This window comes from Pacificispira spongiicola (genome assembly GCF_012926505.1).
Taxonomy (GTDB): domain Bacteria; phylum Pseudomonadota; class Alphaproteobacteria; order UBA8366; family Aestuariispiraceae; genus Pacificispira; species Pacificispira spongiicola.
This window is the reverse complement of record NZ_JABBNT010000001.1, coordinates 501,593-514,023: the sequence shown is the minus strand read 5'-3', so window position 1 is coordinate 514,023 and position 12,431 is coordinate 501,593. Positions and strand designations below refer to the sequence as shown.

Annotated in this window: 12 protein-coding genes and 1 pseudogene; 8 read left to right on the top strand and 5 right to left on the bottom strand. The window is 61.3% G+C overall.

Translation table 11 applies throughout. The annotated features are described in order from the left end of the window. Positions 1–33: 33 nt before the first annotated feature. The 3 genes and pseudogenes from HH303_RS02420 to HH303_RS02410 all read right to left on the bottom strand — a co-directional run bounded on the left by HH303_RS02420 (position 34) and on the right by HH303_RS02410 (position 2,086). Positions 34–810 (bottom strand): alpha/beta fold hydrolase, encoded by a 777-nt coding sequence (locus HH303_RS02420; protein WP_169623603.1) that lies wholly within the window; start codon positions 808–810, stop codon positions 34–36. A gap of 7 nt (positions 811–817) precedes the next feature. Continuing rightward, positions 818–1,015: pseudogene (locus HH303_RS02415) on the bottom strand (tautomerase family protein); the annotation flags it as partial. A 24-nt stretch (positions 1,016–1,039) separates the two neighbouring features. Beyond that, complete coding sequence (locus tag HH303_RS02410; RefSeq protein WP_169623601.1) at positions 1,040–2,086, bottom strand: LLM class flavin-dependent oxidoreductase; 1,047 nt, start codon at positions 2,084–2,086, stop codon at positions 1,040–1,042. A 110-nt stretch (positions 2,087–2,196) separates the two neighbouring features. Between HH303_RS02410 and HH303_RS02405 the strand changes: the two genes are divergently transcribed. Continuing rightward, positions 2,197–3,051, top strand: coding sequence for a LysR family transcriptional regulator (locus HH303_RS02405; RefSeq protein ID WP_169623600.1), 855 nt, complete (start codon positions 2,197–2,199; stop codon positions 3,049–3,051). On the opposite strand, the gene HH303_RS02400 is transcribed toward HH303_RS02405, so the two are convergent. Continuing rightward, entirely contained in the window at positions 3,030–3,701 is a 672-nt protein-coding gene (locus HH303_RS02400; protein ID WP_169623599.1) for a GntR family transcriptional regulator, read from the bottom strand. The two genes, HH303_RS02405 and HH303_RS02400, sit on opposite strands and share 22 nt — an antisense overlap. A 135-nt stretch (positions 3,702–3,836) precedes the next feature. On the opposite strand from HH303_RS02400, the gene HH303_RS02395 reads away from it, so the two are divergent. From HH303_RS02395 to HH303_RS02385, 3 genes are read left to right on the top strand one after another with little or no spacing between them, the layout of a single operon-like run. Beyond that, positions 3,837–4,634: a phytanoyl-CoA dioxygenase family protein gene (locus HH303_RS02395; RefSeq protein ID WP_169623598.1), complete on the top strand. Its 798-nt coding sequence runs from the start codon at positions 3,837–3,839 to the stop codon at positions 4,632–4,634. 7 nt (positions 4,635–4,641) lie between these two features. Continuing rightward, entirely contained in the window at positions 4,642–6,414 is a 1,773-nt protein-coding gene (locus HH303_RS02390; protein WP_169623597.1) for a cobalamin-dependent protein, read from the top strand. After that, positions 6,411–7,181, top strand: a complete 771-nt coding sequence (locus HH303_RS02385) for a pyrroline-5-carboxylate reductase family protein (protein WP_169623596.1) — start codon at positions 6,411–6,413, stop codon at positions 7,179–7,181. Before HH303_RS02390 ends, HH303_RS02385 begins: the two co-directional genes overlap by 4 nt. Here the strand turns inward: HH303_RS02385 and HH303_RS02380 are convergent, their stop codons facing one another. Beyond that, on the bottom strand, positions 7,182–8,147 hold the full coding sequence (locus HH303_RS02380) for a LysR family transcriptional regulator (protein WP_169623595.1): 966 nt from the start codon (positions 8,145–8,147) through the stop codon (positions 7,182–7,184). A gap of 146 nt (positions 8,148–8,293) precedes the next feature. Between HH303_RS02380 and HH303_RS02375 the strand changes: the two genes are divergently transcribed. From HH303_RS02375 to HH303_RS02360, 4 genes are all read left to right on the top strand, one after another. Then, complete coding sequence (locus tag HH303_RS02375) at positions 8,294–9,169, top strand: ABC transporter permease (RefSeq protein ID WP_169623594.1); 876 nt, start codon at positions 8,294–8,296, stop codon at positions 9,167–9,169. A gap of 10 nt (positions 9,170–9,179) precedes the next feature. Next, complete coding sequence (locus HH303_RS02370; RefSeq protein WP_169623593.1) at positions 9,180–9,965, top strand: ABC transporter permease; 786 nt, start codon at positions 9,180–9,182, stop codon at positions 9,963–9,965. Between the two features lie 115 nt (positions 9,966–10,080). Next, positions 10,081–11,235 (top strand): extracellular solute-binding protein, encoded by a 1,155-nt coding sequence (locus HH303_RS02365; RefSeq protein ID WP_169623592.1) that lies wholly within the window; start codon positions 10,081–10,083, stop codon positions 11,233–11,235. Positions 11,236–11,307: 72 nt separating this feature from the next. Continuing rightward, a complete protein-coding gene (locus HH303_RS02360; protein ID WP_169623591.1) occupies positions 11,308–12,390 on the top strand; it encodes an ABC transporter ATP-binding protein in 1,083 nt (360 codons plus the stop codon). Positions 12,391–12,431 lie beyond the last annotated feature (41 nt).

Sequence of the window (12,431 nt, the reverse complement as noted above, 5' to 3'; positions counted from 1 at the left end):
GTTCCTCTACGCCTGTTGCTGCGTGCCCCATCGTTAGCCAAGTCGCTCGACGAAACGGACGATATGGTCGGCGACGGTCTCCCCCGTTTCCAACAGGATCGAATGCTTGTAACCGGGCAGGATGACCAATTCCGCATTCGGCATGGCGTCCGCGATCTGTTTATTCAGTCGCGGGTTGCAGCCGCCGTCGTTCTCGCCGGTCAGGACGAGGCTGGGGTGATCGATCTCATGCAGCCAGGGGCCCATTTCGACCCCGGCATAGATGCGAAAGACGTTCATAAAGATTTCCGGATCGGTATCGATCACCTGCTTCAAGCGGCGTTGTACGATCTCCGGATGCTGTTCGATGAAGGCGTCGGTATACCAGCGGTCCGTAAGTGTCGGCAGGATATTGGGAATGCCCTTATCCTCCATGGCTTTCACGACGCCCCAGACCTTCTTGCTATCATCCTCGGTTCGGAAGGCCGCCGTCGACAGTAAGCCCAGCGACAACACCCTGTCCGGATATTTCCGGGCATAGGCCGGGCCGATCATGCCGCCCAGGGAATGACCCGCGAAATGGGCCTGTTCGATCCCGGTTTGCGCGCGCACCCATTCCAGATCACTCACCAATTCGTCCAATCCGAACGGCGCGTCCGGCAGGGGGGAAGCCCCATGGCCGCGCAGGTCGTAGGACACCACGGTGAAATGCTGGCGCAGGGTCGGCATCAGGTATCGCCATGTATCGCGCGCCGCGCCGATCCCATGGATGAGAAACAGCGGCGGGCCGTCGCCTTCGACGGTGTAGGCACATTCGATCGTATTGCTCATCGGTCGATCACGTCCCCAGCTTGTCGGCAACAAGGGTTCCGGCGACGCTCCAATCCTCCTGGCTGATCTCCTGGAAGAGGATGGTCACGCCTTCCGGCTTGCCACCGGCGACGCGGATGAAGCAATCCGTCAGTTCCTTGGCGATTTCCGCCTTTTTCTGCCGGTCGCGGCCCGGGAACATTTCGACGCGAATGATGGGCATTCTGTTTTTCTCCTTGGTGTGAAGGCGTTAAGCGGCGGCCCCGGCATCGTGGAGGGCGCTGCGGCCGGTGTAGTGAGGCATGACCTGGGTAGCGAAGCGTTCCATCGCGGCGAGGGAGTCTTCGTGCGACGCACCGATCCCGGAACTGAGGATGACCTCATCGATCCCGGCATCGGCATAGAGGCGTAACCTCTCGACCATTTCGTCGGGCGGACAGATCAGCAGGTTTTGGCCCAGTTCTTCGACCGTCTGGTCGCGGGGTAGTGCGGCGATCGCGCCGCCTTCCACGATGCCGGGGCCGGAAAAGACGTTGTCGAAGCGGCTGTAATAGTCATAGGCCATATGAAGTTTCTCGCGCGCGTCGGCATTGTCCCGCGCGCAATAAACGACGCGTTGCAGCGACAGTTTCAGATCCTTGCCCGCCTCCCCGGCGGCTTCCTTGCCCTTGTGGAATGACTGCACGCGTTCCAGCAGGGCTTCGTTGGTCGCACTCAACACCGTCGTTTGGATGTGGAAGCCCCGCTTGGCGCAGTGGTAGATGCCTTCCGGCACCATGACGGCCATCATCATCGGGATCGGCCGCATCGGGCGCGGCATCACGGTGATCGGATCGAATTGGTAATAGGTTCCGTCCCAGGACACATTCTCGCCATCCAGCAGGGCCTGCAGGACCGCCAGGGATTCGTCCAGGCGGTCGCGCGTGGTATCCATCGGCACGCCCATCCGTTCGATTTCATAGGCGAAGGCACCGCGACCGACGCCCAGCACCAATCGCCCGTCGCACAGGATATCCGCCTGAGTCAGTTCCCCGGCGAAAAGGCGCATATCGCGGATCGGCAGGACGGCGACCGCCGTAACGATATCCACGGTCTTCGTGACCGCTGCGATCTTCACCGCCATCTGCAACGGGGAAGGCATCAGCAGCAGGTTGATCAGATGGTGTTCCGGCAGGGAAACCGACTTGAACCCTAACCGGTCCGCTGCCTGCGCCAATTCCACCATATTGTCGAAATGGCGTTTCCCGCCGACGCTCGTGTCCGGCATGTAGCTGGTCAGGAAATAATTGAACTCCATGGCGCCAAGCCTCCCGTTTGATGTCGGGATAAGCATGGTGCGGGACGTTAAATTAATATATTGAAAAATATAAATATCTTAATTCGGAAAAGTCGAAATAAGCCGAGCCCATGAATATCGCCTTCATCGAGACCTTTCTCGCCGTTATCGAAACGGGAAACCTGAATCGCGCGGCGGAACGGCTGCATGTGACGGAATCTACGGTGACCACCCGGCTGGACGCATTGGAAGACTTGCTGGGGCAGGATCTGTTGGTCCGGTCGCGCCGGGGCGCGCAGATGACCAAGGCGGGCTACAAGTTCCTGGTCCGCGCGGAACGGATATCGCAGGCCTGGCGGCAGGCGCAGACGGAATTGTCCCTGCCGAAGGGATTCCAAGGTCTGTTCAGCCTGGGCTGCGGCTTGGACCTGTGGAGCGGCCTCGGCAAGACATGGATACTTCAAGCCATGCGGGCGGCCCCGGATCTTGCCTTCGAAACCTGGGCCGGGGATGACAGTCAGCTAAGACGGTGGGTGCAAAGCGGCCTTGTCGACGCCGTCTTGATGACGGAACCCGCCGGCGGTCCGGGCATCAAAACCGTCCCCTTCCTCGAAGACCGGATCGTTCAGGTATCGACCGAACCCCGAAAGGCCGTCGAATGGGATCCGAACTATATCTATGTCGAATACGGACCGGAGGTTCGACGTCAACACGACGCGATATGGTCCGCCGATCGAACGGCCTATATGACCATCAGCGGTGCGGAATGGGCCCTGGACTTCTTGTTGGAACGGGGCGGGTCAGCCTATCTGCCGCGACGCATGGTCGAGCGATTGATCGCGGAAGGCCGGTTGTTCGAAGTCGACGGTGCCCCGGATTTCACCCGCCGGGTTCACCTGTCCTACCGCGATAGCTGTCTCGCGGAGTTCCCCGCCCTTGCCGATATGCTGACGGCGGATCGGGTTCAGGCGACGTCATCTGCGTAAATCCTCGCGATGGCCTGTTGCACCTGATCGCGCACCTCCTCGGCCGATCGATCCAGATGGTTGCGCAGGATTTGCTGCGCGGCGGTCGCATCGCGGGTGTCGACGGCATCCAGCAGGTCGTGGTGTTCGTCCAGTGCGCCGTCGCGGGTTTCAAGGTTGATGCGCCGCACGAAGCGGATGCGGTTGTTGATATTTTCCAGAAATTTCAGGCGCGCGGCATTTCCCGCCAGGGCGGCGAGTTCCAGATGGAAGGCCTCGTCGGCGGTGACGAAGGCGTCGATATCGTCGGACGGACGCATCGCGCCCGCAAACCGCCACTTCTGCACGAAGGCTGAAATGGCGCCGCCGTCAGCCGCCGCTAGGGACTGACGAAGGGCGCCGGATTCCAGGTCGTAGCGGACGGCATAAAGCTCCGCCATTTCGCTGATACTCAGGCGGCGGCAGAAGAAACCGCGGCGCGGTTCGAAACTGACCAACCCGTCCGCGATCAGGCGGTTCAAGGCTTCGCGAATCGGCGCGCGGCTCATCGTCAGGGTAGCGGCGATCTCGCTTTCGTTCAGCCGTTCCCCCGGCTTTACGCGAAAGGTGACGACCCGATCGCGCAGGTATTCATAGGCCGTTTCCACGGTATTCGCCAATTGGCCGGTCATGCGCAGGCCCTTCCTGAAGCGGTCTTCACCTTGTCGTCTTAATTTCGGACCTTGACGCGCTTCCCTCTTGTCGTCAATCCTGACGTTAGAATTGTCGACAGGTTGGTCGGCAAAGAATGACAGGAAGGATGGGGCATGACGGAAGCGCATTTATCCGACGCGGATCTGGCGCGGTTTCACGAAAAGGGATGGGTCGTTCCGGACTGGGAATTGCCGCAGGACCTGATCGCGGATATGCGCCGGGAATATGCTGCGCTGCTGGACAGGAACGAAGGCGTCGCGCCGGATATCATCATGGCCCCGCATCAGAAAAACGGGTCGATGGGGATTGCCGGGTCGGAGAAGTGGCTGGACTTCGCCACCCATCCGGGGCTGATGGCCATTGCGCGCCAATTGATCGGCGACGACATCATCCTGTGGGGCACGACCCTGTTCGGCAAGCCGGCCCATAAGGGCAAGGAAACGCCCTGGCATCAGGACGGCGAATATTACCCGATCAAGCCGTTGGAGGTGCTGACGATCTGGATTCCGTTCGAGGATGTGACGCCGGAAAACGGTCCGATGCGATTCATCCCCGGATCGCATAAAGACAAGACGCTCTACAGCCATTCCTGGATCGAAGGCGACGACAAGACGATCAATCTTGTCTGCGACGCGGAGCATTTCGATGAATCAACGGCGGAACCGCTGATCATTCGTGCGGGACAGGTATCCTTCCACGACGTGTATATGATACACGGGTCGAAAGGGAACCATACGGACAAGGCCCGGCCCGCGCTGATCGTGCGCCTGATGCCCGCCACCAGTTTCTACGATCACGCGCTGGGCGCGGAAATCGGCAAACGGCACCCGGCACAGGGATATGGGACCCGTCCGTTGTTCCTGGTCAGCGGCGAAGACAAGGCCGGAAACAATTTCACGATCGGGCATTGATCGACACATGGAACCGTTATCCCGCGACCGCATCCTGCCGGAAGACGACCTGCCTGCGGCGGCGGCGATCCTGGCGGCGGGGCGCGAGCGGGCGAAACATACGCGCCTGGGACCATCGGCCTTTCTGAAATCGGTCGATGCGCCGTCCGAAGCCGATTTCAAACAACGGGAAGCCGCCGCCGGTCGCATCATGCAGCATGCGCAGATCGGCTATCGCAGCCTGGATCGAACGCTGGAGGCCGCCACTGCCATTCATGGAAAGGTCAGCGACGCAGGCTATCGCGTCGACCGCTACGGCATCTGTCTGGATTGGTCGATGGGCTATCCCCAGGCGGAACGGCAGGGCCGTCCGAAAGGCACGGGGCTGATTCTGGACGATGCGGAGTCTTTCGTCCGGCTGGCGAATGCGGCGCCGGTGGCCCCGCATTTCGGGGACTTCGTTATCGGTATGCCGGCAGCGGTGGAAAACACGGCGGCGGCGATCCTGGCCGGGGCGACCTCTATCGGCAATCTGGGGCAGTATTTCACCTTTGAACTACCCGGCTGGTCCGACGATGTCGAAACCACGCGGGCGACGGTGGAGGCGATTGCCCTGGCCTCCGCCCAACCGGTTCCGGTTCTGATCCATTCCAATCTCGATGACGGTTTTGCGGCCCGCTTCGCCGATTTGGCCTGTGCCTTGGGGTCGGTCCTGTTGGAAATTTATATCGTTGACGAGTTGATCGGCGGGCGCGCGTCCCATTGCTATGGCCATACTTTTTCCAACGCGTTCGGGCGTTTCGCGTTTCAGCGCGCATTGGCAAAGATATCTCGGTCGCCCGGCACCATGGTCTATGGCAACACGACGGCCTTCGGGACGATCGATGCCGCGAATTATGCCGCCCTGGGGGCCTATCTGACCGTCGATATCCAGGCGCAATTGGCGTGGCCGAGCGGCCATGCGATCAACCCGGTGCCGATCACGGAGGCCGTGCGCATCCCCGATATCGATGAGGTCGTGGCGGTTCAGATTTTCTGCGGTGAATTGGTCCGCCGATCGGACGGGATGGAGAACCTGATCGATACGGACCGCGCGGATATCCTGGCGGATCGGATGATCGACGGCGCGAAACGGTTCAAATCCGACGTCCTGTCCGGATTGGCCGACGCCGGGATCGATACGCGCAACCCGTTCGAAATGCTGTTGGCCCTGCGCCGCGTCGGGGCGAAAAGGCTGGAACAACTTTTCGGGCCGGGCGTGGAAGATGCGCAGGGGCCGAACGGGCATCGCCCTATCGAACCGTCGCCCGTCCTGAAGGAGATATCGGATCGGGCATCGGAGGCTCTGGCCCATGTCACGGCAGCACAGCGCCGGACCATCGCGCAGGCCGGTATCCAGGTCGTCACCGCGACCACCGACGTGCACGAATACGGCAAGCGCCTGCTGGACGAGATGTTTGCCGACCTGTCCGTCACCGTGGTCGATGGCGGTGTCAGCACCGACCCCGATAAACTGGCGGAGGCGGCGCGCGGCGCGGACGCGGTGTTCTTGAGCACCTATAACGGTGTCGCCCTGGATTTTCTGAAGGTGTTGAAATCGGAACTTTCGGCGCGGGGATTGGACATTCCCGTGTTCGTCGGCGGTAAACTCAATCAGGTTCCGGTAACATCGAATACGAACCTACCGGTCGATGTCGGCGCGGAATTGGCGGCGGAAGGGGCCGTCGTCTGCCGGTCGGTCGAAGATATCTATGCGCCCCTGGCGGCGATTGCGGAAACAGTTAGGAAGGAAACGGGATGACGACGGTTGGCATTATCGGGGTCGGATATCTGGGAGAATGCCTGGTGGAAGGCATGGCCCCGTCAAAGACGCCGATCGTCCTGTCCCCCCGGAATGCGGAACGGGCGGCGCGACTGGCGAAACAATATGGCTGCGCCGTCGCGCAGGATAATGCGGAAGTCGTGGCCGCCGCCGATGTCGTGTTCCTGGCGACGCGCCCGGCGGATATCGTCTCCACCGCGAAAGGTCTGCCCTGGCGTGGCGGACAACGGGCGGTTTCGATTGCGGCGGGGATCGAGCTGGACGATATCCAGGCGGCTGTCGGTCCCGCCCTGGCGGTCCGGTCCATGCCGATCGCGTCCAGCCGTATCGGCGCCAGCCCCACCGCCTTCTATCCCCCGGATGCTATGACGGAAGAGGTCTTGTCGACATTCGGCACCGCCCATCCGGTCCAGACGGCGGAACAGTTCGAAACGGCCAGTATTTTCGGGGCCTATTACGGGTGGATTTACGCGTTCCTGGATGAAGTATCCGGCTGGGCGGCGAAAAACGGCCTTGACCCGGTGACCGGCCGCGAATTGGCGGCGCGCATGACCCAATCGGCGGCGGCGGCGGTGATCGCGAATAGCGACCGGGCGCCGATCGACCTGCTGAACGATCTGATGACGCAGGGCGGCATTACCGCCGCCGGCAAGCGCGTCTTGGACGCGACCGGCGCCATTCCGCATTGGTCGGAGGCGTTGGATGCCGCCGCGGTTCGGTCCCGGCAGATCGGCAAGGGCGAATAGTCAGGTATAATGCCGCGCATCCAGCGGTAGGGCTTGAACGCGGGCGGTCAGGGAATCGATGAAGCCCTGTTCGGCCCGGTTCAGGCGCGCGGTTGGGTTCACCACCAGATAGATATCGATTTCCGGCGGGTCCTCATAGGGCGGCAATTGCCACAGAATTCCGTCTTCCACATCCCGTTTCACGACGTGGATCGGCAGGGGACCGATCCCGACGCCCGCCGTGATCAGGCGACGGACTTCCTCCAAATGGGGGGATGTCGCGCGGATCGTGTCGTCGAGACCGACCTGCGCGCGCAGCAAGGCAACAGGCCGAAGCGCATCGTGCAATTGGTCGGTGCCGAAGGACACCGACGGTTCGCCGGCCAAGTCCTCCAGCGTCAGATTCGGGCGCCCGAACAGGCGGTGGCCCGGGCCGCAGAAGAAGCCGAAATGCTGTCGGTACATATGCGTATAGGTCAGTTTCGGATGCTGTTGATGGACCAGACAGATGCCGAAACTGGCGCGCTTTTCCAGGACCCAGCCGGTGACCTCCGCACTGGTCGCGACGCTGATGTCGTAGCTGGCGAGCTGGTGGCGCTGGCTGAATTCGCGCAGCGTTTCATCGAAGGCGGGGAAGATGACGTGACTGGCCAGGGCGATGGACACATGACCCCGGATTGCATCGTGAATGTCGCGGACGGCCACCGTTAGTCGCGCGATGGAGCCATAGATTTCAATGGATTCCCGATACAAGGTATCGCCCGCATCCGTCACCCGGAAATGCCCTGGGCCCCGGTCGATCAGCTTTTTCCCGATCCGGTCTTCCAGGCGTTTCAGCGCGTTGCTGACGGTCGGCTGTTTCAACAGCAGGCGGTTGGCCGCCGCGGTGATGCCGCCTTCCTGCACGATCACGACAAAGGTCCGCAACAGGTTCCAATCCAGTTGCCGGGCCAGCCGGTCGCCGTCTTCCGATCCCAGGTCGTTCATGGAAGACATTCTGTCAAACTATGATGATGATTGTCATTATCTATTTGCCAAATGTTACGGCTTCGCGAACCCTGTTCGACAAATGACAGGGCCGAAATAAAGATCGGCCCGCACAAAAGCAAAGTGGCGAACAGGGAAAATCTGGAATGGCTTCGCTAGACCCGGCGGACAATACTTGGCAACCATGGCGCCTGTTGGCGCCGTCGTTGACGGCGATCCTGCTGTTGCTCGCCATCCCCGTCGCCTTCATCGCGGTCTATTCCTTCTGGCTGCGCACGGCGACCGGCGCCGATGTCGCGGGGTTCCATCTGGACAACTGGATCGAGGTTCTGACGGATCCGTTCTATCGCGATATTCTGGGCTACACGGTCTGGGTCGCCTTCGCGACCACCGTGATCTGCGCTCTGGCGGGATACATTCCGGCCTATTTCATCGCAACGACGCAATTCAAGCACAAGGCCTTCCTGTTGCTGCTGCTGATGCTGCCGTTCTGGATCAGCTACATCATCCGGACCATGTCCTGGATCAACATTCTGGGGTCCAGCGGCATCGTCAACGCGGCCTTGATCTGGCTGGGCATCACCGACGAGCCCATTCAGATGCTGTACAATCAGGGCACGGTGATTGTCGGGCTGGTGCATTTCCTGCTGCCCTTCATGATCCTGAACATCTATGTCAGCCTCTACGGTATCGATCGCAATCTGGTCGACGCGGCGCGGTCCTTGGGCTGCACCGGGTGGCAGGCGTTCCGGGAAGTGACGCTGCCGCTGTCCATGCCGGGCCTCGCGGCGGGGTCGCTGCTGTGCTTCGTGCTGGGGGCGGGGACCTATATCACGCCGCTCGTCCTTGGCGGGCCGACGGATGCGATGTTCGCCAATCTGGTGTTCGACGCGATCATCACGCAGTTGAACTGGCCGCTCGGCTCCGCCCTTTCCCTTGTGCTTCTGATTCTGCTCGGCCTTGTCGTCGCGGTCTATAACCGCTTCGCCGGCATGAACCAGATCGCCAAGAGCTTCGGATAGGGGGCGGATCATGTTCAGCGGTTGGAGCTTCATTCGTCTCGGCACTATTCTGGTTTACGTCTTCATGTTCGCGCCGGTATCGGTCGTCGTCCTGCTGTCCTTCAATTCCAGCCAGTTCGGGTCCTTCCCGATGGAAGGGCTGAGCTTCCGCTGGTTCGTGGCGCTGTGGGACAATGCGGCCATCGTGCGGGCCTTCCAGACGTCGATGATGCTGGGGGCGTTGACCGCCGTTATCTCCACGACATTGGGCGTTCTCGCCTCCCTGGCGATGGTTCGCTACACCTTCCCCGGCAAGACGGCGATTTCGACGGCGCTGATCGCCCCGATCCTGGTGCCGGAAGTGGTGCTGGCGGTTGCCCTGCTGCTGTTCCTGGGCGCGATGGGCGTGCCGAAAAGCTTCCCGCTGCTGCTGGCCGGGCATGTGATCTTCACGCTGCCCTTCGTGGTGCTGGTGGTGCAGGCGCGGCTGGTATCGGTCAAACGCGAATATGAAGAAGCGGCGATGAGCCTGGGCGCTGGGCCGATCGAAACCTTCTTTCAGATCACGCTGCCCCTGATCCTGCCGGCGGTGCTGGCGGGCGGGCTGTTCGCCTTCACGATCTCTTTCGACGACATCACCGGCACCCTGTTCTGGAAGCCGGGCGGCGTCGAAACGGTCCCCACCCAGATTTTCGCCATGCTGCGCAATTCGATTTCCCCGGAAATCAACGCGCTGGGCACGGTGATGATCGTCGTCACGGTGGCGTTGCCCCTCTTGGGCGCGGCGGCGGCGCGGCGATTGAGCCGAAAGCAGTAGGGCCAAGACAGAACAACCGCGCCGGGTCGGTAGAGGTCGCAGCCGCCGACGGGTTTTAAAGCGCAAACAAGCAAGCAATCCGCGACCGAAGATGAGCAGAGGAGCTTAGAGGGTGATGGATGAGACAAAACGGTATGAACGACTGTTGGAGCGTTACGGGAACGGCGATCTTGAACGCCGGACCTTCCTGGGCCTGATCGGCGCGGCGGCGGTGACCGCCGGTGTCACGGGCGGCCCGATTGCGAAATTGCACAAACATGCCCTGGCGGCGACGCCGGACTCCGTCCGTTTCGACGGTTGGGGCGGTGTCGTGTCCGAAGCGTTCCGCGAATATGCCTTCAAGCCCTATACCGCGAAGACGGGGATTGAAGTCGTGGACGGCACCTTCGGCGGTGCGGACGAATATATCTCCCGCGTGAAGGCCAGCCAGCCGGGCGAATACAACATCGCCCACCTGTCGGGCGTCTTCGATTATGTCCGTTATGACGGGTTGGGCCTGTCGTCGGAACTGAACGAAGCCAATATCCCGAACCTGGCCAACGTCATCGTTGCGCTGCAGGATGTGTTCCGCAACGTGACGGGCGGCAAGCTGTCCGCCGTGCCCTACGATTACGGCACGACCAGCCTTGCCTATAACCGCAAATACATTTCCGACGACGAGATGAAGGCGAAGGGTGCCTCGATCCTGATCGACGAGAAATACAAAGGTAAGATCGGCGGCTGGGGCGAATGGAAGACCCGTATCTGGTACGGCGCGCTACAGACGGACCAGAACCCGAACGACATCAAGGATATGGATGCCGTCTGGGATGCCATCCGCAAGCATCGCGATCTGGCCCTGAAATACTGGAGTTCGGGGGCGGAGCTGATGAGCCTGCTGGCCGAAGAGGAAATCTATGTCACCGAAGGCTGGTCGGGCCGCATCAAGGCGCTGCAGGATCAGGGGCACGACATCGGCTACTACGATCCGCCGGGTGGTCTGGGCTGGCAGGAATGCCTGTTCGTTCTGAAGGGCAGCCCGATGGAAGCCTGCGAGGAACTGCTGAACTTCATGCTGGAACCGGCCGTTGCCATCGCGGTTGCCGAAGGGCAGAACTACCCGCCGGCGCTGGATCCGACCAAGGTGACGCTGAGCGAGAAGGTCGCGGCGCTTCCGGCCTTCGACCCGACCGGCACGCTGTCCGGCCTGAACTTCTTCGACCCGCCTTACTGGAACAGCAACGAAGCCGATTGGTCTAAGACCTTCGGCCGCGTCCAGAAGGGTTACTAAAACCTGTGCGGTGCCGGGGCGGTGGACAATTACCGCCCCGGTCCAGCCGGGAACTAACGACAGGAGGCCCCCGTGAGCGAGGCAGCCGGGATTTCGGTGGAACTGAAGGATGTCGTGAAGCGCTATGGCGCATTCACTGCCGTTCACAACACCAATTTGGATATTGAGGACGGATCGTTCCTGACCCTGTTGGGGCCGTCGGGCTGCGGCAAGACGACGACGCTGCGCATGATCGCGGGGCTGACGTCGATCACCGAAGGCGATGTCCTGATCAAGGGCCGCCGCGTCAACGATCTGCCGATCCACAAGCGCAATCTGGGCATCGTCTTCCAGAACTATGCGCTGTTTCCGCATAAATCCGTTTTCGACAATGTCGCCTTCGGCTTGAAGTATCGGAACGTCGCGAAAGCGGACGCCGCGAAGCGGGTGAAGGACGCATTGGAACTGGTGCAACTGCCGCAGATGGCGGACCGGATGCCCAGTCAATTGTCCGGCGGGCAACAGCAGCGTATCGCGCTGGCCCGCGCCATCGTCATTCAGCCGGATGTGCTGTTGCTGGACGAACCGCTATCCGCGCTGGATGCCAATCTGCGCGAGGATATGCGCATCGAATTGAAGAAGATTCAGCACACGCTGGGCGTCACCACCGTCTTCGTGACGCACGATCAGTCGGAAGCCTTGGCCATGTCCGACAAGATCGTGGTGATGAGCGCCGGTCACGTCGAACAGGTCGGCACGCCGGAAGAAGTCTATAACAGCCCGGCATCGGAATTTGTCGCCGGGTTCCTGGGTAACTCCAACATCCTGGACGCCACCGTTTCCGACGCCGCCGAAGGCCGCGCGAAACTGGATGTCGACGGGCTGGGCACGATCCTGGCCGATACCGGCGGCCGCGCACTGTCGAAAGGCGGCAAGGTGAAGGTCTCCATCCGGGCGGAAAAACTCTATCTGGACGCGGATGGGGAGGACGACAGTTCCTCCTTCTCCGCCGATGTCGGGACGGTTGACTATCAAGGACAGGTCGCACGCTATTTCCTGACCGTCGGGGACAGGCAGTTGCAGGCGATCAATCCGATCGACGACCACCCGATCGCCGAAGGCAAGACGGTCGCGGTGAAGATCCGCGCCCGCGACTGTGTCGTCCTACCGGCCTGACAAGACGTATCGACAACCATCTTTTTGTAAGTGACGGCACC